Source organism: Peribacillus sp. FSL M8-0224 (assembly GCF_038003055.1).
In the GTDB taxonomy this organism is placed as follows: Bacteria; Bacillota; Bacilli; order Bacillales; family DSM-1321; genus Peribacillus; species Peribacillus frigoritolerans.
Window position 1 is genome coordinate 4,980,841 of record NZ_JBBOOJ010000001.1, and the last position, 24,682, is coordinate 5,005,522.

Annotated in this window: 25 protein-coding genes and 1 riboswitch; of the genes, 4 read left to right on the top strand and 21 right to left on the bottom strand. The window is 41.6% G+C overall.

The genetic code is table 11. The features are described 5' to 3' along the window. The first annotated feature begins 72 nt into the window (after nt 1-72). On the top strand, nt 73-606 hold the full coding sequence (locus tag MKX49_RS24265) for a YceI family protein (protein WP_048684074.1): 534 nt from the start codon (nt 73-75) through the stop codon (nt 604-606). Nucleotides 607-662: 56 nt separating this feature from the next. Here MKX49_RS24265 and MKX49_RS24270 read toward each other — a convergent pair whose 3' ends face one another. Further along, the gene (locus MKX49_RS24270) at nt 663-1,718 is read right to left on the bottom strand and encodes a FecCD family ABC transporter permease (RefSeq protein WP_072272260.1); all 1,056 of its coding nucleotides are present in this window, start codon (nt 1,716-1,718) and stop codon (nt 663-665) included. Next, on the bottom strand, nt 1,715-2,719 hold the full coding sequence (locus MKX49_RS24275; RefSeq protein WP_251540537.1) for a FecCD family ABC transporter permease: 1,005 nt from the start codon (nt 2,717-2,719) through the stop codon (nt 1,715-1,717). Before MKX49_RS24275 ends, MKX49_RS24270 begins: the two co-directional genes overlap by 4 nt. Nucleotides 2,720-2,909: 190 nt before the next feature. Between MKX49_RS24275 and MKX49_RS24280 the strand changes: the two genes are divergently transcribed. Beyond that, a complete protein-coding gene (locus MKX49_RS24280) occupies nt 2,910-3,899 on the top strand; it encodes an ABC transporter substrate-binding protein (protein ID WP_161922094.1) in 990 nt (329 codons plus the stop codon). 67 nt (nt 3,900-3,966) lie between these two features. Here MKX49_RS24280 and MKX49_RS24285 read toward each other — a convergent pair whose 3' ends face one another. The 9 genes from MKX49_RS24285 to secA all read right to left on the bottom strand — a co-directional run bounded on the left by MKX49_RS24285 (nt 3,967) and on the right by secA (nt 15,480). Continuing rightward, nucleotides 3,967-5,160 (bottom strand): PDZ domain-containing protein, encoded by a 1,194-nt coding sequence (locus tag MKX49_RS24285; protein WP_340878092.1) that lies wholly within the window; start codon nt 5,158-5,160, stop codon nt 3,967-3,969. A 215-nt stretch (nt 5,161-5,375) separates the two neighbouring features. Then, nucleotides 5,376-6,800 (bottom strand): S41 family peptidase, encoded by a 1,425-nt coding sequence (locus MKX49_RS24290; RefSeq protein WP_063595770.1) that lies wholly within the window; start codon nt 6,798-6,800, stop codon nt 5,376-5,378. Between the two features lie 142 nt (nt 6,801-6,942). Then, a complete protein-coding gene (locus tag MKX49_RS24295) occupies nt 6,943-8,349 on the bottom strand; it encodes a murein hydrolase activator EnvC family protein (RefSeq protein WP_340878094.1) in 1,407 nt (468 codons plus the stop codon). Nucleotides 8,350-8,443: 94 nt separating this feature from the next. Further along, nucleotides 8,444-9,337, bottom strand: a complete 894-nt coding sequence (ftsX, locus tag MKX49_RS24300) for a permease-like cell division protein FtsX (protein WP_034309901.1) — start codon at nt 9,335-9,337, stop codon at nt 8,444-8,446. Continuing rightward, on the bottom strand, nt 9,327-10,013 hold the full coding sequence (gene ftsE / locus MKX49_RS24305; protein WP_034309898.1) for a cell division ATP-binding protein FtsE: 687 nt from the start codon (nt 10,011-10,013) through the stop codon (nt 9,327-9,329). The genes ftsX and ftsE overlap by 11 nt, the downstream gene beginning before the upstream one ends. Nucleotides 10,014-10,306: 293 nt before the next feature. Next, on the bottom strand, nt 10,307-10,648 hold the full coding sequence (gene cccB / locus MKX49_RS24310; protein WP_048684058.1) for a cytochrome c551: 342 nt from the start codon (nt 10,646-10,648) through the stop codon (nt 10,307-10,309). A gap of 49 nt (nt 10,649-10,697) precedes the next feature. Then, on the bottom strand, nt 10,698-11,561 hold the full coding sequence (locus MKX49_RS24315) for a YitT family protein (RefSeq protein WP_202186933.1): 864 nt from the start codon (nt 11,559-11,561) through the stop codon (nt 10,698-10,700). A gap of 154 nt (nt 11,562-11,715) precedes the next feature. Beyond that, nucleotides 11,716-12,814 (bottom strand): peptide chain release factor 2 gene (gene prfB / locus MKX49_RS24320; RefSeq protein WP_223255851.1). Its coding sequence is split into 2 segments (ribosomal slippage): nt 11,716-12,750 and nt 12,752-12,814, totalling 1,098 coding nucleotides; the frame shifts between segments, so codons are not numbered across the junction. 152 nt (nt 12,815-12,966) lie between these two features. After that, nucleotides 12,967-15,480: a preprotein translocase subunit SecA gene (gene secA, locus MKX49_RS24325; RefSeq protein ID WP_289351328.1), complete on the bottom strand. Its 2,514-nt coding sequence runs from the start codon at nt 15,478-15,480 to the stop codon at nt 12,967-12,969. Between the two features lie 419 nt (nt 15,481-15,899). Here secA and MKX49_RS24330 point away from each other — a divergent pair, with 419 nt between their 5' ends. Continuing rightward, complete coding sequence (locus MKX49_RS24330; RefSeq protein ID WP_048684020.1) at nt 15,900-16,223, top strand: helix-turn-helix domain-containing protein; 324 nt, start codon at nt 15,900-15,902, stop codon at nt 16,221-16,223. A gap of 139 nt (nt 16,224-16,362) precedes the next feature. Here MKX49_RS24330 and sinI read toward each other — a convergent pair whose 3' ends face one another. From sinI to flaG, 6 genes are all read right to left on the bottom strand, one after another. Next, nucleotides 16,363-16,503 (bottom strand): DNA-binding anti-repressor SinI, encoded by a 141-nt coding sequence (gene sinI, locus MKX49_RS24335; protein WP_251540554.1) that lies wholly within the window; start codon nt 16,501-16,503, stop codon nt 16,363-16,365. Nucleotides 16,504-16,533: 30 nt separating this feature from the next. Continuing rightward, nucleotides 16,534-16,619, bottom strand: a riboswitch (cyclic di-GMP riboswitch). A 647-nt stretch (nt 16,620-17,266) separates the two neighbouring features. Further along, the gene (gene hpf, locus MKX49_RS24340) at nt 17,267-17,824 is read right to left on the bottom strand and encodes a ribosome hibernation-promoting factor, HPF/YfiA family (RefSeq protein ID WP_048684017.1); all 558 of its coding nucleotides are present in this window, start codon (nt 17,822-17,824) and stop codon (nt 17,267-17,269) included. 252 nt (nt 17,825-18,076) lie between these two features. Beyond that, a complete protein-coding gene (locus MKX49_RS24345; protein ID WP_340878096.1) occupies nt 18,077-18,421 on the bottom strand; it encodes a flagellar protein FliT in 345 nt (114 codons plus the stop codon). Further along, on the bottom strand, nt 18,421-18,822 hold the full coding sequence (fliS, locus tag MKX49_RS24350) for a flagellar export chaperone FliS (protein ID WP_340878098.1): 402 nt from the start codon (nt 18,820-18,822) through the stop codon (nt 18,421-18,423). The genes MKX49_RS24345 and fliS overlap by 1 nt, the downstream gene beginning before the upstream one ends. A gap of 23 nt (nt 18,823-18,845) precedes the next feature. Further along, on the bottom strand, nt 18,846-20,357 hold the full coding sequence (locus MKX49_RS24355) for a flagellar hook-associated protein 2 (RefSeq protein WP_340878099.1): 1,512 nt from the start codon (nt 20,355-20,357) through the stop codon (nt 18,846-18,848). Nucleotides 20,358-20,371: 14 nt separating this feature from the next. Beyond that, nucleotides 20,372-20,734, bottom strand: coding sequence for a flagellar protein FlaG (gene flaG / locus MKX49_RS24360; RefSeq protein WP_053087395.1), 363 nt, complete (start codon nt 20,732-20,734; stop codon nt 20,372-20,374). Between the two features lie 175 nt (nt 20,735-20,909). Here flaG and MKX49_RS24365 point away from each other — a divergent pair, with 175 nt between their 5' ends. Continuing rightward, nucleotides 20,910-21,752, top strand: a complete 843-nt coding sequence (locus MKX49_RS24365; RefSeq protein WP_340878100.1) for a DNA endonuclease — start codon at nt 20,910-20,912, stop codon at nt 21,750-21,752. Nucleotides 21,753-22,242: 490 nt separating this feature from the next. Here MKX49_RS24365 and MKX49_RS24370 read toward each other — a convergent pair whose 3' ends face one another. From MKX49_RS24370 to MKX49_RS24385, 4 genes are all read right to left on the bottom strand, one after another. Next, nucleotides 22,243-23,259: a flagellin N-terminal helical domain-containing protein gene (locus MKX49_RS24370; RefSeq protein WP_340878101.1), complete on the bottom strand. Its 1,017-nt coding sequence runs from the start codon at nt 23,257-23,259 to the stop codon at nt 22,243-22,245. A 138-nt stretch (nt 23,260-23,397) separates the two neighbouring features. After that, complete coding sequence (csrA, locus tag MKX49_RS24375) at nt 23,398-23,631, bottom strand: carbon storage regulator CsrA (RefSeq protein WP_063595761.1); 234 nt, start codon at nt 23,629-23,631, stop codon at nt 23,398-23,400. Continuing rightward, nucleotides 23,631-24,074: a flagellar assembly protein FliW gene (fliW, locus tag MKX49_RS24380; RefSeq protein ID WP_258832440.1), complete on the bottom strand. Its 444-nt coding sequence runs from the start codon at nt 24,072-24,074 to the stop codon at nt 23,631-23,633. The genes csrA and fliW overlap by 1 nt, the downstream gene beginning before the upstream one ends. An 8-nt stretch (nt 24,075-24,082) precedes the next feature. Further along, the gene (locus MKX49_RS24385; protein WP_340878103.1) at nt 24,083-24,661 is read right to left on the bottom strand and encodes a DUF6470 family protein; all 579 of its coding nucleotides are present in this window, start codon (nt 24,659-24,661) and stop codon (nt 24,083-24,085) included. Nucleotides 24,662-24,682 lie beyond the last annotated feature (21 nt).

Sequence of the window (24,682 nt, forward strand, 5' to 3'; positions counted from 1 at the left end):
TAATTACATTAAGTTAAGATATCTCAAATTAAAGATATATAAATTCAAGATTAATAATCAGGAGGAATAAATATGACAAATACAAAATGGATAGTCGACCCGACTCACAGCGCTATTGAATTTTCCGTAAAACATATGATGATCGCTAAAGTAAAAGGAAGTTTTAATAAGTTCGAGGCAAGCATTCTAGCAAACCCATCGGATTTAACGACTGCAGAAATCGATTTTACCGTTGATGTGGCGAGTATCGACACACGCAATGCAGACAGGGACAATCACTTGCGTTCCGCTGACTTCTTTGATGTAGAAAAAAACCCTACATTAACATTCAAATCAACAAAAATCGTGAAAACGGATGAAGATGAATACGATGTAACTGGAAATGTGACTCTTAACGGAGTCACACAAGAAGAAACTTTCAACATCACCTTTGAAGGCCAAGGGAAAGATCCATGGGGAAATGAAAAAGCAGGCTTCAGCGGAAAAGGGAAAGTCAAACGCAGTGATTACGGTCTAACATATAATGCGGCATTAGAAACAGGCGGCGTACTGATCGGCGATCAAATCACGCTTACCATCGAAATTGAAGCAGCTAAAGAAGCTTAAAGAAATAAAGAAGCAGCCATACCTAGGATGGCTGCTTTTTTTTGCATGTACCGGAATTACGAATTCCTCGTTTTATATAGTAAATAAATGAAGTATGGTGCCCCGATGCTCGCTGTGAAGACACCAGCCGGTATTTCCAAAGGTGAGAACAAGGTCCGTCCAATCAAATCCGCCACCATAACCAGGATGCCGCCAAGCAAAGCCGAGGTAGGCAGTAACACTCCAAAACTAGAACCAACCAGCCTTCTGGCCATGTGCGGTGCCATTAATCCCACAAATCCTATTCCCCCAGCAAAAGCTGTGGAACCGCCAATCAAGGCCGTACTGATCATCAATAATGTAAACCGCTGTTTTTGGACATGTCCCCCAAGCCCCGTTGCCAGGTCATCCCCCAGCTCCTGTAAATTAATATTTCTGGCATACAGGAAGGCGATTAACAGGAATAAAATCGTCCATGGTGCCAGTACAGCGATATTATTCCAGGTGGAGGTGGACACTGACCCGGTGATCCAAAGGTTTGCCTGGCTCGCTTGATAGACGGGGCCAAGAATCATCATCATCGTAGTGAGCGCCTTCATTAAAGCCATCACCCCAATCCCGATCAACACAAGCCTAATCGGGGGAACCCCATTTTTCCAGGCTAATGAATAAACAAGTAAGGCCACGACTGTCGCCCCAATGAAGGCAGCTAACGGCAGCCAATTGATGCTCACCGTTAATGAATGGTTCTTATCGCTAAAAATGGCCAAGAATCCAACGACCGCTACAGTCGCTCCTCCCGTAATCCCCAAGATATCAGGTGAAGCAAGTGGATTTCGAATCATCCCTTGAAGGATTCCACCAGCTACAGCAAGGCCCATCCCTACCAACAGGGCAACAATTATTCTAGGCAGGCGGAAAGATTGGATAATAAGCCGGTCGCTCTCCGTCCCCCCTCCGATAAAGACCTGGAGAACACTTAGCGGATTTATATTCATTTCACCCACTCCAGTACTGATCACAAACACTAGTGAAGTGACTAAAAATAATATGAAAATCACGATCATGGCTTTTTTATCGATCAAGAATGATATTTTTTCATTAAACAAACGAAAGCTCTTATATGACTTCATCGACCGCTGAACCCCTTTCTAGCTATATAAATAAAGAATGGGGTCCCGATAATGGCTGTCATGACTCCAACCGGAACTTCTCGAGGCATCAGGATATACCTGGATATGACATCGGCTGCAATCAAAAGCACCGCCCCGAAAAGTCCAGAGAAGGGAATCAACCAGCGATGATCGATGCCTACTATAGAACGGGTAAGATGCGGAACGACGATTCCTATAAAGCCAATCGGACCCGCAACCGCTACTGATCCGCCAGCAAGCAGGATGATTGCCAGCCCCAGGACCAGTTTAAGGAATGCTATATTCAGTCCAAGACCTTTTGCAACATCTTCACCCATGGATAACACATTCATTTTACCGGACATGATCAAGGCAAGGCCCCAGCCTGCGACAAGATAAGGCAGGACGGCAACTAAATTGTCCAGGCTTCTACCGGAAACGGACCCGGCAAGCCAGAATAGGACTTGCTCTAAAAGAGCCTCATTAGAAACAAGAAGACCTTGTGTAAGGGAAGCTACCATCGCTGTCATGGCTGCACCGGCCAATGTCAGCTTCATCGGTGTCAAGCCGCCGCGTCCCATGCTTCCAATCAAATATATGCTTATCGCTGCTATGGCAGCCCCTAGGAATGACAGCCATGTGAATACTTGAAGATTGCTTATCCCAAAAACGGTGACACCTGTGACCACCGCTAATCCCGCCCCGGCATTGACCCCGAATATATCAGGGGAGGCGAGCGGGTTTTTAGTTAGCGTTTGCATCAAAACCCCCGAGATGGCTAAACTTGCACCGATGGCCGAAGCGATCAGGGCACGCGGAAGTCTGACTGATTGAATGACAATGTGTTCATTCGTCCCATTGAAATCGGTAAAAGCATTGATGGCCATTTTCCATGTTGTATCCGTATAACCGTATACAATGCTTGAGCACAGTAAAAACAGCAGCAAAAGAATGGTAATGAACAGCCCCATCCATTTCTGCCATGAATTTTTTAATAACATATCCAGTTACCTTTCCAATCACGTTTGTATATCAGTATTTAATTCAATTGTACTGGCGTTAACAGGATTATGTCAACGAATTTGAGAATCATTTTCAATTATATATTGACAGAAAAGTATATTCATTTTATGATGATGCTGGTAAGTGCGAATGATTATCATTTGCTGACAAATTGGGAGGGATACATAGATGTTTAGATTTAAGTCTTTATTAACGATTTTTACAATATTTGCAGTCTTCCTTTTAGCAGCTTGCGGGAATTCGGATGAAAAGGCCGATGGAAATAAAGCTGAAGACAAGAAAGATGAGAAAAGCTACAAAGTTGAGCATGCCATGGGCACTGCCGAGTTGAAAGAAACGCCTAAAAGAGTCGTCGTTTTAACAAATGAAGGTACTGAAGCATTGATCGCTTTAGGAATTAAACCTGTTGGTGCCGTTCAATCATGGCTTGGTGACCCTTGGTACGACCATATTAAAGATGATATGGATGGGGTCGAAGTTGTTGGTGTTGAACATGAAGTTAATTTAGAGAAAATCGCATCACTGAAGCCTGACTTGATTATCGGAAGCAAGATACGCCAAGAAGCTGTTTATGATAAATTAAATGCAATCGCCCCTACCGTTTTCTCGGAAACGCTAAGAGGAGATTGGAAAGAAAACTTTAAACTATATGCAAAAGCCTTGAACCTTGAAGAAAAAGGTAACGATGTAATTGCGGAATTCGATAAAAACACTGAAGATCTTAAAGCTAAATTGGGTGATAAAGTAAATCAAGAAGTTTCCATTGTTCGTTTCATGGCTGGAACTACTCGTATTTATTACACAGATTCATTCTCTGGAGTGATTTTCGATCAATTAGGATTTAAACGTGCAGAACAACAGAAGGAACTTTTCACTGCAGATAATAAATTAGGCAACCTTGCCATTGAGGTTGGAAAAGAAGTCATCCCTAAAATGGATGGAGATATTCTCTTCTACTTCACTTACGCTCCTGAAGGCGACAAACAAGCCCTAAGCACAGCAAAAGAATGGACGAATGATCCACTTTGGAAAAACCTTGATGCAGTCAAAAACGGAAATGCCCATGAGGTTAGCGACGCAACATGGAATACAGCTGGCGGAGTAATTGCAGCCAATAAAATGCTGGAAGATATAGAAAAAATCATGCTTGAAAAGTAATAACACGTTTCCATTGAAAAAGGCCTTTCCCGATATAATTCGAGAAAGGCCTTTTTATTTTATGTCATTAACCCACTTGTCCGCTTTCCTTCAATTGATCGTCAACGAACAAGAGGCCCAGTTCGTAATGCTCCCCGTCAAATAGAGCTCTTTGCACAAAACGAATCTGTTCATTATTATCGATGACCTCGAGCTTGCAATGTGCCCGGTTTATTTGTAGCGCCCTGTATAACTCTTCTTCTTCCCTGACGACGACCCCATTTATTTTCGAAATGACCTCGCCTTTTTGCAACCCCATTTTATCTGCCGGAGATTGAGGGATAACGCCTAAGATCTGGACACCCAGCTTACTTTTCGAAAAATAAAAAGGAAGCTTTTGATCCATTGCCTTTTGGGAATGATGCAGGAATTCACGGCCAAGGATTGCCAAAACAACCGTTATGATTGCCAATGGAGGGTACCAGTAACCAAATGTCGCCAATACCGTAATCACAATTCCCAATGCCCCTACCTTTTTGCCTTGCGCCTTAATGGCCAGTTCAGGGAGCGTCCCATGAACTTTTTGCTTAAAGCCGATTAAAATGGGCAGTACGATCGGCGACAGGGACATGTCCCCTATTGTAAAAACCGGATACCATTCGAAAGGCGCTGGAAGTTGTCCTCCAGGAATCATAACGAACATGGGAATTAGCCAGACTCGCTGTGAAACATACACACCTATCGGCTGCCCCCTCTTGGATACCTCCAAGTGAGGAGAGACCTTTTTACTTCCATTAGCAACAATCAAAAACCCTTCAGCAATCAGTAATAACCCCATTAAAATAACAAGTGTCGGATAAACGGACCGATCCAGTTGATTAAGGGCATCCTGAAATAACGTCAGCTCGATATCTCTATCATATAAAAAGAACAGGATAAAGAATGTGAGCCCCATTGTATAAACGGGGGAAACAAACCTCTTTTTCATGGATAGCATCGCCAATACCGTTACCACTGCCATGATGGGCATTGCCGCCAATGGAATGGCGAGTCCGGTAGCCAGCGTGAGGAAGGAAAGGATCAATCCCCCTATCAATCCTTGAGGCAGCATGGAACGCAACTCCATGGAAAAACTGTAGATCTTCGTAGTAAAATCATGTCGTTCCTGTTTAACGCGAAGATAGCCGATGAATAAGCAATAGGCAATCGAAACATAAAGCAAAGGGTGAAGGAAAAGTTTCCCTAATCCCATTAAGCATGCAATCAGCCAATCCGTTGTCAATTTCTTTCCACCATCCTCAAAAGTAATCAAAATTTTGTCAAATTTCGTTCTGGTCAGTTACCTCCTATTCTATCAAAAATGTAGCCTCCATGCCTATTAAGATGCAGAAAAAGTAGGTTTATCTCAAGTTCCCCCTATACTGCCTTCAAGTTAGCAGGCAAGGAACGATTAAATGCAAAAGAGGCACCGCTCCAAGGGGAACGATGCCATCAAGTTTACTTCACTAAATAATTCAAAGCCGTGCGTAACTGGATATCATTATCTTCATCCTGGATCTTTTCCAGAATGGCGGATTCCAGATGCGCTGCGGTTTTAGCATCCAGCTTACCGGTCACTTCCAGGCCGAATTGTTTTTGGAATGCCTTTACTGCGATTTCTGTACTCCAATCATAATATCCATCCTCACGACCCGGCTCAAATCCGAGTCCTTTCAGAATGCTTTGGGCATACTGGATTTGTTCATCATTCATATCCCGCTCCAACACCTTCTCAATGGCCAGCTGATGGGCATCAAAATACTCAGGTTGTTTGACTTTGATCGTCGGTTCGATCCCTTTTTTGTGGATCCAGTTCCCTGATGGAGTCAGCCACTTATATAACGTAAGTTTAATCTTACTGCCATCACCCATTGGTACAGCTTGCTGTACTGTGCCTTTCCCGAAAGTCTTCTCGCCAACCAATGGATAGCCTCCCGCCTCTTGCATGGCGCCAGCCAGGATTTCCGAGGCTGAGGCGCTGCCTTTATCCGTCAAGACGGCAATGGGATAACTTTTCGCTTTCTTAAGGCTTGTGAAAAACGATTGTGTTTCCCCCGTTCTTTCTGCAATTTGCAAATAGGGCTTGTCTTTTGTGATGAACTCGCCAAGAATCGTTTCCACACTGGAAAGAAGGCCGCCTGGATTGCCGCGTACATCTATGACCAAGCCCTTAATTCCCGTCTTTTCCAGCTTCTTCATCTGCTTTTTGAAATCACTTGCAGTATTTTCCGAGAATGTGGTCAACTCGATATAACCGATTTGTTCTCCGCCGACTTCCTTAATTGATGAAAATACGGTATCCAATGGAATTTCGGCACGCACCATATTGAATTCAAGTGGATTATCAATCCCTGCCCGCTTTATTTCCATTTTGACGGGTGACCCTTTTTCGCCGCGGATTTTCAGGCGTGTTTCATACAGATCCAACCCTTCTACACTTTCACCATTCACCTTGAGGATTTGATCTTTCGGCTTTAATCCAGCTTTTTCAGCAGGCGAGTCTTTGTAAGGAGAAACAATTATAACCTTACCATCTTCCATTCCGATTTCAGTCCCGATCCCTTCAAAAGAGGAGTCCAGGGTTTCATTGAATTGCTTAGCGGTCTCCTTGTCCATATATACGGAATAAGGATCTTTCAGCGCTGACAGCATGCCTTGGATGGCTCCCTCCACCAGGTTGGAGCCGTCCACCTGTTCTACATACTGACTTACGATCAAGCCGTAAGCTTGTTCCACTTTTGCCCATTCCTTATCCTTCGATATTTCTTGGCTTTCATCCTTTGCTTCATTCTTGGCCGGAAGGCTTGTCCAATATATGCCCCCGACTGCTCCAATGGCAAGTGACATGATGATTACTAGAGGAAGTACCCATTTTTTGACCATATTTATCCCCATTTCTGACCTGATATGTAATTCACTATATGATGGTAATGGAAAGAATATGCTTATAGAAAATGATGACACCTACATAAAAAAACAGACCAGGAATTTATCCTGGTCTGTTTTTCTTTTGATATATTGGGTATTAATTTGGTATATAGTTTAATGGATTAACAGCATTTGACTTGCTATAATTCCATGCACCTTTATGTAGCTCAAAGTGTAAATGCTGACCATATGAACGTCCTGTATTCCCCATGATGCCAATTTGTTGACCTTTGGCGACTACAGCACCTTCGCTCGCTAGTCTGGAGTTCATATGTGCATATACCGTAGTCCATTGCTGACCGCCGATTGAATGGGTAACGAAGATGACGTTACCGTATGAACTTGAGAAGTAAGAACGGCTTACGACTCCGTCGGCTGCAGCTACAATTGGAACCGTTCCGCTAGCAGCGATATCGATGCCGGCATGCTGTTTATTCCAACGTTCACCCATTGTTGAAGATACATATCCTGCACTAGGTCTAGTGAAAGTACCCGATGATACGGCTGGCGCTTGACTTACATTAGACGAAGCCGGTGAAGATGATGATGAACTGTTTCTTTTTGCACTATATCCTGAAGAACTGGATTGTTTTTTTGATTCAGATGCTTGTGATGCAGCTTGTGATGCAGCTTGTGATGCTGCTTGTGCAGCCGCTTGTGCCGCTTCTTGCTCTGCACGTTTTTTCGCTTCGGCTGCCGCTTTTTTACGAGCTGCTTCCAATTCGGCAAGACGTTGATGTTCTAAGCTGATGGCTGATTTGATGGCTTTTTCTTGAGCAGCAAGATTCGCTTTTTCTTCCTCTAGACCCATCTTCTCATCTTCATGCCTTTCAGTTTGTTGCTTTAATTTTTTAACCAATGCATCCTTTTCTTGCTTCTGCTGTTTTTGTTGCTTTTGAATTTCCAATAGTTCGGCTTTCGCCACTTCTAAACTGGCAAGCTTCGTTTCAACAGCTTTTTGCTTTTCTTCCAGATCCTTTTTATCCAGCTCATGCTCCTTTAAAATATCGCGGTCGGCTTCAGCGATTGTCGCTACAGCTCCGACACGGTCAACTAAATCCCCAAAACTGGATGATCCGAATAATACTTCAAGGTAGTTCACGTCCCCGCCAGTCTCCTGGAAAGAAAGTGCCCTTTCCTTCAATACTTCATTACGTTTGGCGATCCGCTCTTTTAATACTTTAATCTCTTCTTTCAATGCTTCGATTTCTTTTTTCGTTTGTGTAATTTCAGCATTTTTAGCATCGATTTTTTTTGCGGACTCTGCGATTTTCGCTTCAATGGCAGCGATTTGGTCTTCTGCTGTCATTTGCTTATCCTGCAGGCTATCGATTTTCTTTTCCGTATCGGAAATATTCGATTCAACACCTGAACGTTTCTCCTGGATGGATTCTTTCTGTTTTTCTAAATCCGAAATAGACTCAGCATAAACCGAAGGTGCCGCTAGAATGCTTCCCAACCCGATCATGATGGAGGCATTCATGGCAATGATATTTTTTTTCACGTTTCATTTCCCCTTTCAACCCGTTACATCCTTGCCTTGTAACGTCTCTCTATTTATGTCTGGCTACTTTTGGCTTTCGAGTAAAGATACAATTTTATACTTTCAAGAACTTCCTGACGGACATCAAGCTGCCCCATATTCCGATAACCGCACCAATTACGATGAGGATGGCCGATACTTGATAAATAAACGGATTTGCAGGCAAGAAATCTATGAATTTGAACGTAATCTGCGGTGCTGCATATTTATAAAGATTATAGTAGAGTACTGCAATCAGACCTATCGGAATGATGGAACCGAGGACTCCCAACCAAAGTCCTTCCAAGAAGAATGGCCAACGGATGAATGTATTCGTCGCTCCTACCAATCTCATGATCTCAATTTCTTTTCTTCTGGCTACAATGGTAATTTTAATCGTATTCGAAATCAGGAACATTGCAGTAAATAGTAATCCTACAATAAGAACGATCCCTATGTTTCTAGCAATATTAACAAAGCTGAATAATTTCTCGACGTAGCCTTGTCCATATTTAACACTTTGGATATATTCCATACCTTCGATCTTTTTTGCCACCTTGATGACATCTTGCGGAGATTTCGTTTTGATAACATAAACGTCCCTTAATGGGTTATCCTGTTCAAATGGTTTAAAAGCCTCACCATTATCTCCTAAATCATCTATTAAATTAGTAAGCTCTTCATCTTTTGGAGAGAAAATCACTGATTCGATTCCGTTTATCTCCGTAATTTGCTTACCTATAGCTTTTATATCGTCATCATTCGCCGCATTATCAATATGTGCACGAACTTCGACATCTTTCTCCACATTTCCCGCGATATGATTTAAATTCATCATGAGCACTAAAAAGACGCCAACCAAAGTTAGAGTGACCGTTACTGCACTGACTGAAGCAAACGTCATCCATCCATTACGGCCAATATTTTTAAAACTTTCACGGAAGTGACGGAGCAATGTTCTAAATTTCATATCCGTAATCACCTCGATGTTCATCGCGAACTATTTTTCCACTTTCAATGGCAATGACACGTCGTTTAATATTGTTGACGATGTCCCTATTATGTGTGGCCATGACAAGTGTAGTTCCGCGTTTATTAATTTCTTCGAATATGTTCATGATTTCCCATGATGTTTCGGGATCAAGATTACCTGTAGGCTCGTCGGCTATGACTACCTTGGGATCATTGACGATCGAACGGGCTATTGCAACCCTTTGCTGTTCCCCACCAGATAACTCGGAAGGAAGCATTCTCGCTTTATGTTTAATGCCAACCAGATCAAGAACTTCCATGACTCTCTTTTTGATTTCTTCTGGTTCCTTTTCAATAACTTCCATGGCAAAAGCAACATTTTCATATGCAGTGAATGTTTGAAGGAGTTTAAAATCTTGGAATACCATACCGATATTACGGCGGAATAGAGGAACTTTCGAATTGCGGATACTTGGCAGGCTTACTCCATTGACCAAGATATTACCGCTTGTAGGCTTTTCTTCCCTATACATCATTTTGATGAAGGTCGATTTTCCGGCACCGCTCGGACCCACTACATAAACGAATTCGCCTGGCTTTATTTTCACATTGATACCATTAATGGCAATTACGCCATTTGGATATGTCTTTTTCACATCTATCATTTCTATCATTCTAAAACCACCTAATTTGCTTGGATTATCACTATGTATCTACAGCTTTTCGACAATTTTCACTGAAATCTGACAGGAATCTCTCTTACTTGAGCACAGAAACATTATAACATCATATTTTGTCAAATTAAGCATAAAAAATATTACAGTTTCATTTCAGTTAGACATATATCAACATCTATGTAATAATTCCAGGATTTTGATTGCTTGATAAGGGGTTGATCGTGAGTTGTTTCGAGGGTTTAATGGAGGCTAAATGAAACGTCCCGCTAAGCAGAACGTTTCATTAATCATTATTTATGTTCAGCAAGCCATTCAGCGACCATGCTCGCTTCCTTGCCCTTGATTATACCTTTTGGCATTCCGCCTTGACCATTGGCAATGACTTTTTCAATGTCTTCTTTTGATAGCTTGGAGCCTACCTTCGTCAAGTTGGGTCCCACGCCGCCTTCAAGATTCACTGCATGGCAGCTTGAACATTTGTTTTCATAAATTTTTGCGGCATCACCGGCACCTGCCGTAGTCGTTTCGTTATTTTCACTTGCAGGCTCTTTATCTGCAGCATCATCGTTCCCACCGCATGCAGCCAAGGCCAAAGAAGTACCCAGAACTAAAGCTAACCACTTCATTTTCATTGAACTTACCCCCTCTGATTTATACCAGCACAAGAACATTATACCAATTTCAATCCAGTTTAAAACCCTCCCCAAGTACCTCCGATGCGTCCATTACAATTACAAACGCTTTAGGGTCAACGAGTTTCACCAATTGTTTCAATTTGGTGAATTCCGACTGGTCTATTACGCACATCAAAATTGGACGAGTATCATCCGTATAGCCGCCATACCCGGAGATGCCTGTTACACCCCGGTCCAGCTCATGTATGATAGCATCCCTTACTTCCATTTCTTTATTCGTGATGATAAGTGACATCTTCGAACGGTTCAATCCAATCTGGACGAGGTCGATCGTCTTGCTTGTCACATATAGTCCAATCAATGCATAAAGGCCTTTTTCAATATCAAAAACGATGGCAGCACTTAAAACGATGATTCCATCAATGACAGCCACACAGGTCCCCAATGACAGATGGGTATACTTATGGAAAATCTGTGCCGCCAAATCGGTCCCCCCTGTGGAACCCTTGCCGCGAAAGACGATCCCCAGCCCAAGCCCGACCATCATCCCCCCGCAAATCGAACCAAGCAATGCATCATTCGTCCATGCCTCCCAATCCTTTGTCAGAAATACCACTAAAGGCAGAAACAAGGTTCCAATCAGGCTTTTGGCTCCGAAATGCCTTCCGAGGACAATAAGCCCCGCAATGAACAAAGGGATATTAAAACCCCAAAGAACATAAGCCGGCTCCCAACCGAGAGTTGAATCGAGAATCGTGCTAATCCCGCTGACCCCTCCGGATGCGACCTGGTTAGGCAGTAAAAACACATTAAAACCAATGGCAATTATGGACGAACCGACAATCACCAATCCATACTCCGTTAACTTTTGAATGAAAGGGTGCCTCTGCTCCCGGTATCTTCTCTTCATTTTGCATAAGTCTCCTCGAACCATCATTATTATCTAGTATTGGCCGAACGAGATAGAGCATCCCTTTTCAATCCTGTAAATGTCAGCCAGAAGATTCGTTAAAAAGGAAATCATAAAAAAGCCGGACCGGGGAAACCGGTCCGACTGGCTGATCTTATAATTTTGAGCGCAAGTACGCATCAATGAACATATCGATATCCCCATCCATGACAGCTCCCAAGTTCCCGGTCTCCGCACTGGTACGGTGATCTTTAACCATGGAATACGGATGGAAAACATAAGAACGAATTTGGCTTCCCCAGCCAATTTCCTTTTGCTCCCCGCGGATTTCATCCAATTCCGCTTGTTGCTGTTCAATTTCACGTTGATACAATTTGGCTTTCAGCATATTCATGGCCTGGGCCTTATTTTTGATTTGAGATCTCTCGTTTTGGCACGTTACCACGGTGTTCGTAGGTAAATGGGTGATCCGGACCGCTGAGTCCGTTGTATTGATATGCTGACCACCTGCACCACTTGCCCGGTACGTATCAATTTTCAAATCTTCCGTACGTACTTCTATATTGATCGTCTCATCGAATTCCGGCATGACTTCACATGAAACGAATGAAGTGTGGCGTCGTCCTGAGGAATCGAAAGGAGAAATACGGACAAGACGGTGTACCCCTTTTTCCGCTTTCAAATAACCATAGGCGTTATGGCCTTTGAAAATTAAAGTGACACTCTTGATCCCAGCTTCATCACCTGGAAGGTAATCAAGGGTTTCCACTTTAAAGCCTCTTTTTTCACCCCATCTTGTATACATGCGCAACAGCATGGAACCCCAATCCTGGGACTCCGTACCGCCTGCACCAGGATGCAGTTCAAGAATGGCATTTTTCGAGTCATATTCTTCACTTAATAAAAGTTGAAGTTCAAAGTCATTCATCTTTTGTGCAAGAACCGTGATTTCTTCTTCCAGCTCCGCTAAAAGTTCTTGATCATTCTCCTCTTTCACTAATTCATATGTCAAATCCAGATTTTCATATGATTCATTCAGGTCGGACAATTGATTGACTTGTTCTTTCAAAGCATTCGTTTCATTGATGACAGTTTGTGCTTTTTGCTGATCATTCCAAAAATCGGGATGTGTCATCTCATTTTCCAGCTGTGCGATTCGTGCCTCTTTTTCATCTAAGTCAAAGAGACCCCCTAAAGTCCGTTAATCGTTGCGCTGTCCGTTCAAGTTCATTTCTTATTTCTGCTAATTCCATTTCTCTTCACCTCATTAAGTATGTTAAAAAAAATCCCTGAAGAGGGATTCCCTTCATTACAAATAAACCTCTTCAAACTATATGCAAACTAAACATGAAAAGAGGCGGCTAGCCTTGGACTTAACCGTCTCATCTTCATTATACACCTAACTTTAGCCTAAATTGCCATGGCAATTCTTATATTTTTTACCGCTGCCGCATGGGCATAACGCGTTTCTGCCAACGTCTTCCTTTTTACGGGCAGGGGCTTTTTTCACTTTTCCCCCGTCTTCTTCCTTCGGATTGACCGCTTGTCCTTTTATGACTTCCTTGCGTTCCAAATTGTTGCGGATTTCAGCCTTCATGATGTATTTCGCGACTTCATCTTCCATTGAAGCAATCATGGCTTCAAACATCGCAAAACCTTCAGATTGATATTCACGTAAAGGATCAATCTGGCCATAAGCACGAAGGTGGATCCCTTGGCGCAGTTGCTCCATTGCATCAATATGGTCCATCCACTTACTATCGACTGCACGAAGAACGATTACTTTTTCGAATTCACGCATTTGTTCTTCAGATAGCTCTTCTTCTTTTTGGTCATAGCCTTCTTTCACTTTGGCTAAAATGAACTCAACCAATTCCGATTCGTTTTTCCCTTCCAAATCAGCCACAGTGATTGAACCTTCATTGAATAGGTTACCATTCAGGTAATCGACAAGGCCTTGTAAATTCCAGCCTTCCTCATCGCCCATTGGTGCAAACGCGACAACATTTCGCTGGATGGATGCCGTGATCATCGTTTCGACGATTTCACGTAAGTTTTCACTTTCCATGACATCGAAACGCTGTTTATAGATAATTTCCCGTTGTTGACGGAGAACATCATCATACTGCAGTAATTGCTTACGTGAATCGAAGTTATTGCCTTCGACCCGTTTCTGTGCGGATTCAACGGCCCTTGTCACCATTTTACTTTGAATTGGCTGGGAATCATCCATACCTAGGCGTGCCATCATGTTTTTCATGTTATCCGAACCGAAGCGGCGCATCAATTCATCTTCCATTGATAAATAGAATTGAGTGACCCCTGGATCTCCCTGACGGCCGGACCGGCCACGCAGCTGGTTATCTATACGCCTGCTTTCATGACGTTCCGTGCCGATGACAGCAAGGCCCCCGAGCTCCTTGACACCTTCACCAAGCTTGATATCCGTACCGCGCCCTGCCATGTTCGTAGCGATCGTTACTGAGCCTTGATTACCTGCATTCGCAATGATTTCCGCTTCACGCTCATGGTTCTTGGCATTCAAAACATCGTGAGGGATTCCTTTTTTGGATAAATAGGCAGATATGACCTCAGATGTTTCGATGGCAACCGTTCCGACAAGCACAGGCTGACCCTTTGTATAACGTTCGGCGATGTCTTCCACAACAGCCTTGAATTTCCCATCAGTTGTCGCATATATAAGATCTGCCCTGTCATCCCTGATGATATTCCTGTTTGTCGGGATCGCAATGACATTCATATTATAAATATTGCGGAATTCCTCTTCTTCCGTTTTGGCTGTACCGGTCATACCTGAAAGTTTTTCATACATCCTGAAATAGTTCTGGAATGTAATCGTCGCAAGAGTCATACTTTCATTTTGGATTTCAAGTCCTTCTTTCGCTTCGATCGCCTGGTGAAGACCTTCACTGTAACGGCGGCCTTTCATCAAACGGCCAGTGAATTGGTCAACGATGACTATCTCGCCTTCCTGGACGACATAATCCACATCCAAATGCATGGAAACATGAGCCTTTAAAGCCTGATTGATATGATGATTCAAAGTAACGTGACTAATATCGAATAAATTATCGATATTAAACGCTTTTTCAGCTCGATTCATCCCATCTTCCGTCAGCTGAACACCTTTTGTCTTCTCATCATATGTGTAGTCCGTATCTTTCTTTAAGGTTCTTACAAACGCATTGGCCTGGATATAAAGCTGAGCCGATTTCTGTGCCGAACCGGAAATGATCAATGGCGTTCTCGCCTCATCAATCAAAATCGAATCGACCTCATCGATGACAGCGAAGTGCAGCGGACGCTGTACCATTTGTTCTTTATATAACACCATATTGTCACGAAGATAATCAAAACCTAACTCATTATTCGTACTGTACGTAATGTCAGCATTATACGCTGCCTGCTTTTCTTCTTTAGAATGACTGTTCAAATTCAACCCGACGGTCAAACCGAGGAAATCATACAATACACCCATTTCGGTGGCATCACGGTGTGCCAAGTATTCATTGACAGTAACGACATGTACACCTTTACCGGTAAGCGCGTTTAAATAAACCGGCATCGTGGATGTTAAGGTTTTACCTTCCCCTGTTTTCATCTCGGAGATATTTCCATCATGAAGGGATGCCCCACCCATGATCTGAACACGGTAAGGATATAAGCCGAGAGCACGCTTTGCCCCTTCACGCGCAACCGCAAAAGCCTCTACAAGCAAATCATCAACGGTTTCCCCATTTTGATAACGCTCTTTAAACTCATCCGTTTTGGAACGCAACTGTTCATCCGATAGCGCAGCAGTCTCATCAGCCAGCGCTTCGACCTGATCGGCGATTTTTTCTAAACGTTTGATTTCTCGCTTATTCGGATCAAAAACTTTATTTAATATATTAAGCATTCAATAACGCTCCTCTATTATGGTAATGATCGTTCAATGACAAAATTCATATAAGTAAGAAGAAACACACCTTCTATTATTACTAATGCACGCTTAATTTTACCACTTCTGTCATAGAGGTACAACTTCATGTCACTTCCCTGGTATAGACCTGAATGCAATTCTTGCGAAAAACAATGGATAAATGAGGAGTAAAACTGTTAAAATAGGAGGAAGTATAAAAAATATGTTGCAAACTCCCCACTATTCCATAAGCAAATGTGAATTATCCATAACCTTCCATCACTAGATGCTGTGTCCTCTCTAGAGATAGCATGTCAAGGTAATCCAACCTTACAGGCGTCATGTTTTGAATGATAAGGTGGGCTGCCGAAACTTATTAGCGGAAGATAAATAGAACATGTTTCGAGGTGGTATTGATGATTGGTGAACGTGTAAAAAAACTGCGAGAAGAAAAGAAAATGTCGATGACTGAACTTGCCGATAAAGCGGGTGTTGCAAAGTCTTATTTAAGTTCGCTCGAGCGGAACTTACAAACGAATCCTTCTATTCAATTTCTTGAAAAAATCTCCTCCGTACTTAACATCCCTGTTGATGCCCTGCTTTACGATGCACCAAATAAGGAAACCTTGGACAATGACTGGATGAAAATCGTTGAGGAAGCCATGAATTCGGGTGTCTCAAAACAACAATTCAGGGAATTCATCGAGTTTAATAAATGGAGAAAAGATAAAGAAGAGTAGAGTGGTAGTGCACTAGTTTACTTACATAATCCTGAAGAATACAGTTTGAATAAGCTAGAATCTCAAGGAAGAATAAACCCTATAAACAGCTATGAATCGAACCACTGTTTATAGGGATGTTCTCGAATTTGTTCGGAACCTATTTTCCATCGTTCTCCTCAAATGTTGCCTCAAGGCTTTCCCGTTTAAAAAAAGCAATGATTTCCTCCTTTTTGAAACCCAAGCTTCTTGCTTCAGAAATCAATTTCACCCATTCTTGATCCATTTCCACATTAGCCACCTCTTCTACCTCCTAAAATACTCTTGTATTTCAGGCAGACCAGCCATCATAGTCACAAGGACCTTAGACCTGTGCCTTTGCGCCCTCATTTTTCAAGGAGTTTGCCTTTGTCGTGGTATTTATTACCAAATACATTACCTATAATCATATTATAACGGATACGTACTCCATATATTGCTATTTTATGTCGGTAATCCACATAAATGCAAAAACTTTTATCCGACAAAATATTACAATATTAAGAAAATTCGAAGTTCAGGTAATTTTTCATAGACTAATTCAATTTCGTTTTTTTGTATAATAGTAAATATTACTCTGCTTAAAATTTCGTTGGGGTGTATTGATTCTCTCGATTGTATGTGCATCGTGGGCTTTTTGCGCAGTTAAATCCTCACCGCAGGTCGGGCAAAGCCACTTTCCATATTCCGCACTGCTAAAAGAAGCCCTATGGCATGTATGGCAATTCTTTCGATACAAATAATCCAACCCCCTCTGCACCTTGATCAAATCGTTTTCTATAAATAACTTATTGTTCTTTTTAAAGAACTAACAATTCGAGTATAGTGCAAAAGATAGGGGTATTTGAATAGGTAAAATTAACTATTTATCTTAATAAAGAACAAATAGTGCTCTATTAAGTGAACTTTCGTGTGTTTTAGAGAACAAAAAAAGCAATCATTTTTTACGTTTCAAACGGATTCTATCAACATGCAAAAAAGCACAACCCAGAGGCTGGGCTGTGCTTTTGATCTTAGAATAATAATTAACTAGGTTCAATCAATCCATAGCGTCCATCTTTTCGGCGGTACACTACGTTTGTTGTATTAGTATCCGCATTCGTGTAAACGAAGAAACTGTGACCAAGCATATTCATTTGTAAAATCGCTTCTTCACTGTCCATTGGCTTTAAATCAAAGCGTTTATTGCGGACCACTTCAATATCATTATCGTCTTCGAATTCATCCACCACTTCGTCAGCTTCCGTATTGAAGGCGAATGCATCGGGTGTAGTCGATAGATTGTTTCGGAACTTGCGATTGACCTTCGTTTTATGTTTACGAATTTGGCGTTCAAGCTTATCATTGATCAAGTCAATGGCAGCATACATATCCGCATTTTCCTCTTCAGCCCGAAGAACCAAATTCTGCATGGGAATCGTCACTTCGACCTTTGATGTATTATTGTTCACTTTTAAATTGACTAACACATTTGCATCTGGTGTATTGTTAAAATATCGTTCTAACTTGCCAATTTTCTTTTCGACGTATTCTCGAATTGCTGGAGTTACCTCAATGTTTTCACCGCGTACGTTGTAATTCATAAAGTGAGTCCTCCTTAAATTAAGACTATACAGTTAGATTCTACAATACCCCTCCGGTTCCTTTTAGAAACACATCATGAAATATGTCGAAATAATGAAACAATTGTCGGAAGGTTTGGAAAGGGTTGATGTCTGCCCTAACTTCATTATATCAAATGCTATGATAGAAAGAAAAAATTAAGCCTATTTTATTTACAGAAAATTTAAAAATATTTAACATAAAAACCGTTTGGACTCCAAAAGGTAAGGAAATCAATTTCTTTTATCATAGAACACGCCATCCACTGATAGACTTTCATACGGATTCGTGTATTTATTGGAAGATTTTTTCTTCTTATTTATTTCCTGGATATCTCGCTGTATCTCCTGCTTTTGGAGCTTCAGCAAGTGATCGACCTGTTGGTTGAGCAACAGAACTCCACGTCCCAGCTGCTGCTCTTCAGCAGTAAAAGGAGGTTTGATTTGGGAAAGGAGTCCATCCCGCTGATCAATCAGCTTTGTAACCCTTTCTATTTTAACATCACGCTCTGTAATCGTGCGATCTTCCAGTACGGCAAGTAATTCAGCAGTCAAATCATGAAAGGCTCTAATCACCATTACACTTGACCGCTTTGGGTGAATTGTTTTTTCCGGTTGATCTGGATTACTTCCTTCCACGTATTCCGGAACTCCGTAACAAGTCCTTCCACTTCTTCCAAAGCAGAAACGTCATTTTTCAGATTCGCTTCGATCAGACGCCGGTTCATGAAATCATACAGACTCATCATATCTTTGGATACATCCGCATCCATATTCAGCGTCACCATCAATTCACGGATAATATTTTGCGCCTTGACGATGTTCGTATTCTTCACCTCGATATTTCCTGCTTCAATGGCTTTCCTCCCAAGCATGATGAACTTCAAACAGCCATTATAAAGCATTAATGTAAGCTCTCCCGGTGATGCTGTGTTGACTGAATTTTGCTGATACGATTGATAAGGATTATTTATTGCCATATTGAACTTCCTTTCCGACTACCTTAACTAAAATAAGAAGCTAACGATGCACTTTGGCTATTTGCCTTTTGAATCGCTTTTTCCATCGCCGTGAACTGGCCGTAATAGCGCGATTCCAATTTCGTTAGCTTTGCCTCAAATGTTGAAATCTTCTTATCCAGCCCATCAACCAATTTTCCGATTGTAAAATTGTTATTAACATATCCGGCCTTCCCGGCTTTTTCAGTAATCGCCTTCATGGATGATTCTATATCATCCCTTAACCGGCGTGCGAGTCCTTTGTCGCTCTTTTCCGCACCATTGGCCATGAACATATCATAGATCGCATTCGGATCCTCACTAATGGCTGCCCGGAGCTTGTCCTCATCAATCGTTAATTTACCGCCTTCCAAATAATTCTTGGTGGTGGTGATTCCCAAACTGCTGAGATTGTTTTTTCCAGTGATTCCATCCACCGAAGTGTATAGGGATGACCTCATTGTGGTCAGGAGACTTTTTAAGGTCGAATCGCTTTTTAACGTTCCGCTCTTCGCTTTTTCTGCCCATAGCTTCACTTCATCCTCTGTCATTGCCTTTTTTTGCTCAGAGGTAAGCGGGGTAAAGGAGCGATATTTCGCTTCACCCGTTTTATCTTGAACCTTTTTAATGACTTCATTGTATTTATTCACAAACTGAGTGATCGTGTCCAGGATAGCATCGACATCAGCTGTTGATGAGAATGTGACTGTATCCGTCGTTTTTTGCTTTACCGTTATTTCCGCTCCATTAATCTGAAACGTATTCGAAGGCCGGGAAATTTCCAGTCCATTATAAACAATGGACGCATTTTCCCCTTTTGAGCCGCCAGCCCCTTCATTGTTACTGCTCATTTTTAGCACATTGAAGAAATCTCCAGTACCCCCTAACTCAATTTCAGGCCGATCTTTTGCATCACCGGTATTTTTAGCAGTGATGGAAAATTTCTGGGACGTCTCATCTAAAAATAGAGTCACTCCCGAGTTAGCATTAATTTTATTTATGACACTTTCTAACGTATCGTCCGCATTAAGGGTAAGTGTATACGGTTTTTCCACTGTTGCTCCATCTTTTACTTCCGTATCAAAACCGCCATCCTTATTGATGGCCAGTATCGTAATATCTTTGGGAGTCGTGATACCCAATTCCGATAGTTTCTTTTTGGGGTCGGTAACAGCTGATTTTTCCGTACTTGTCATGGTTGCCGCCTTGGCAAGTCCATTCACTTTTATATTCCCGGAAAAATCACTGGTAGAATTCACATTTTTCACTGATACAGCATCTGGATTCGATACCGTCACCTTCTTTTTAATGAAGGAAGACTGCTTTCCAATACCATCACGAATGAGCGTATCCAATTCTGATAAAGCTGTATTCATCGAACGGTAATCATCCCGCTGCCACTCGGAATACTGCTTTTTCTGTGTCAGTTTATCCAACGGCACCCGTTCTGCCTGCATCATGCTCTTAACTAATTCATCAATGTCCATCCCGCTTGCTAAACCACTGATTCGTACCAAAATTGATCACCCGCTTATATTTTTTCATCCACCATTATGCCGACAAACTCCGTCATTGCCGCATAGAAATCCAATAACTTCTTCGGGGGAATTTCCCTGATCGTCTCATCCGTCACGTCATCCACTACCTTGACATAATACTCATTCAGCTTCTCATGATATTCAAAACGAACGGCCGTATGTGTTGGATTCAGGAAGGTGTTCAAACTATCCACCATTTCCCGCACCTTTTCTTGTGAAGGCTCAACAGTAGATTCCACTCTTTGTTCCGAATAGGCAAGTGTATTCATTTCACGCTGATAATAAGAACTGATTCCTTCCGAGATTGCTGTTCTAAGTTGTGAGGAAAGAATATTCGTGGACAAACTCTCCAGCATCTAAATAGCCCCCAATATGTTCTCTTTACTTTTTATATCGGTTCTGAAATGGAACTTTACAGTGTATTGCAAAGGATTTATCATATATAGAGAACAAACATTCGCTATTGGAGGGGATAACATTATAAAATGGGATTAAGAAGATAAGCTTACACTATTATATAAGGAGGCTTTCATGATTAATCTTACTGATATCCAGAAAAATATATTATATGCCAGCATTATAAGTGACGGTGAAATAACGAAAATTTATAAAAATAGCAGGAGAAAGAACAATAGCTATCGGGAACACTACGGCACATCTCAGGAAGCTTATCGAAAATGGAAAATTTCATTTTTTGATGGATTATTATATATCACTCCGGCAAGTCAATGTGTCCGTTCCGCTTCTTTAGAATTATTTACGGATTTATTCCCACACTTTTACAGTAATGATGGAACTAAACATCTCCCTTTCACATTACTGAAAAATTGCACTTTACCACATTTCCTAACTATTCTATACATGGATGATGGCTCTTTAAGCATCTCATATAGGGTAAATCATAATAAAAAAATTATTTACCTCACACCGCATATATACCTTTACCTTCAATGTTATCCTAAAGACGAATTAGAGAAACTAAAGGAACATATATTTACCACATATCATTCTTCCTTAAAGCTGAGTTCTCGTAAGGACGGATATGGATATATTCTAAAAACTACTTCTGTTAAAGAAACTTTTCGTTTCCTCGAACTAATCGAACCTGTAGCAAAAACTTGTTCTTCAATGTTATATAAAACCTCTTGGGAATTCCGAAATCAAAAAGAAATACTCAGATGGAAATCTAAGTATCCTGATTACACGATTCTTACCAGCAGTTCAGATCGCTCTAAACCCTATTCTCCAGATGAAATTAAATTACTAAGACAACTTAAAGAAAATGGTTATACCACAAATGAAATTGCAAAAATGCTAAAAAGAAGTTATTGGTCCGTTACTCACATATGGCAAGAAATTAAAAAACTAAACTAACGCTATCTTGTGTGATAGTATTTCGGAGCTAGATAATCATGTTTATCTAACCGAGTCCTTATATTTTTCTATACAAAAGAGACCCTAGTAAAACTAGAGTCTCTTTCAGGTAATCTAAAATTAACGAAGAAGTTGTAAAACGCCTTGTGGTTGTTGGTTCGCTTGCTTTGCGACTATGTCTTTCGAGCATAGAACAGACTATATCTTCACCCTTATCTTATTAGGGGCTGGGCACTTCGAATGGCTACCGCCACCCTACGGATTTCATTGCCATAGCTTTCGCCTTAGACTGTATATCCTAGTCGTTGAACCTTCTCCAGAGTTTCCTCAAAGGAGCTTGGCTGCTGATTATCCATTATGTCATCTCCATCATTTTCAGACCATCACGCTTACCGTTTCCAGTTACGTTGTGGTTGATGCAGCTTTAGGAAGTTCCAGCAATTCACCCAGTCATAATTTTATCCATTACTAGATAAAACGCCCTTCAAATTTACCTAAGGAGTTGTAAAACCCCTTGAGGTGCTGAATTTGCTTGAGCCAACATTGCTTGTGCTGCTTGAGAAAGAATTGAGTTCTTAGTTTGATCCATCATTGTTTTAGCCATATCGGTGTCACGAATCCGTGATTCAGCAGCCGTTAAGTTCTCTGAAGAAGTTCCTAAATTGTTGATTGTGTGCTCTAAACGGTTTTGGTGAGCACCTAGTTTAGAACGTTCTTGAGAAACTGTTTCAATCGCAGTATTAATTACTGTGATAGCTGAATCAGCTGAAGCTTGATCAGAGATGTTGATACCTTGTTTAACGCCAACAGCATCATCGTCAAGAGCAGTTGCTGATGCTAGAACTAATTTATCATCGGCATCGTAGTAACCTGCCGCTTTTGCAGCAACACCATTACCTGGGTCAGCGGGTACTGCATCAGCCCATGTAGCTTTTTCGTTTCCAGCACCATCTACAAGAACCTTGTCTCCTCCGTTTGTAGCAGCTTTCAAGTTATTCTCAACTTTTAAAGCAGTAGCGCTCATGTCATTGATAGAAATTTTGATATTTTGGTTTTCGTTAGCACCGATTTGGAAAGTTACGTTTGTAGCAGTTCCATCGATAAGGTTTTTAGTATTGAATTCAGTGTTTTCAGCAATACGAGATATTTCTTCTGAAAGTTGGTTTACTTCTTTTTGAAGTTCGCCACGGTCTGCATCAGTGTTAGTATCGTTTGCAGATTGAGTAGCTAGTTCACGCATACGTTGAAGAATATCGTGAGTTTCGTTTAAAGCACCCTCTGCAGTTTGAATCATTGAAATGCCATCTTGAGCATTACGAGAAGCTTGATCCAGACCGCGGATTTGTCCACGCATTTTTTCAGAGATTGCAAGACCAGCTGCGTCATCGCCTGCACGATTGATGCGCATACCTGATGCTAGTTTCTCCATTGATTTGGATTGTGCGTTTGTTGCTGCACCTAGTTGACGATGTGTGTTAAGTGCTGTGATATTGTGATTGATAATCATTTTTGTTTCCTCCTTGAGTCTTAAGTCCCCACGTCCATGTGGTTGTTTACGATGGGCAGTGAATAAGTCGGCCGCCTATTTCACTGCCCATCGTTGTATATTTAATATCGACCTGCTTGGAAACATATTTAGCGGATTTTACGATTTTTTCTTGAAATACTCATTTATGCCTTCCAGAAAATTAGTTTCTGTTTTGGAGGCTTTTCTATTTTCCTGCTGAATGGAAAGATAGATTTCCTTCCTATGGATATCGACGTTTTTCGGGGCATTGATACCGAGTTTGATCTGATCCCCTTCAATGGACAGGATTGTAATTTCGATATCATCGCCAATCATGATTGCTTCATTCGGTTTTCTGGTCAATACGAGCATCATTTCCCCTCCTGTTCGGCTGGAGGTTCAAAAAGTTTGTGCTTTGTACGGTATTCACTAGCATTCATGATGAATTGCTTTCCGACTTTTTTTGGGCCGTTTATGATAATTGGGGCCTGGAGATTAGCCGTCGTTTCATTGAAGGGGTCCTGGATCGTCAAGATGACGAAAGTGATGACTTCCAGTTCCGTTTCTATTTGTAAAGAAGATAACACCTCATCCGTAAGCTTCACTTCGTAATCATGAAACACTTCAAAAGGATCGGTCACAATGAAGGCAAGCTCTTTTGTTTCTATCGATTGCAGGACGAAAAAGGGTGTGTCATCCAAAGCTAGTAAGCAAAACTTTTTTTCTTCTAAAAATCCTGGTATCCCGCTTTCAAATACATAAATCTCTTTCTCTGCCAATTCGAGTTCGCCATGAAATTTTGTTTGTAGGATCATCTATGTTTTCACTTTCCTTTCTCATCCGCATATAAATTGATGAAATCAATATCCAGCGCATTTTTTTGTAGAATTTCGACATTCACACTGCCTGGTGTATATGTATGGTTCACCCTATTGATTTGAGCATCAATGATCGGTTTTTGGGCGGTTGCTTCAATTTTCACTTCCGCTGGCTGGTAGCCAAGCTTCACGCTGAATGGAGAGGGAATCCAGCCGAGATTGAACTGCTTCTCAGGTCCTTTGCTGTTTTGCCTGGCCTGTTCAGCGAGTGCATTACCGCCTTTTTCAATATGCCTCAGCTCCGTCCCCTGCTGGGCACGTCTTGCCATACCCGCCAGCCAATCTTGATATCCCTGCTGCGCAAATTCATCGACTCTTCTTGAGAGGCTTTTCAAATCCATGTCTTCCCTTGCTTGTGACTGATCGATCGTCAGCTTGCCTGGGGTCGTTTGAATCTCCAGGATCGCTTGCGGCTGTTGAATGGATTGGACAGCCGCCTTCTGTTCGATTTGCTGTACAGGTTGCTCTATATTCAATCCAATCTTCATTGGGGCGGATTGCAATCTAATTTGCGGAATCTGCATCATCAACACTCCTTATAGAAA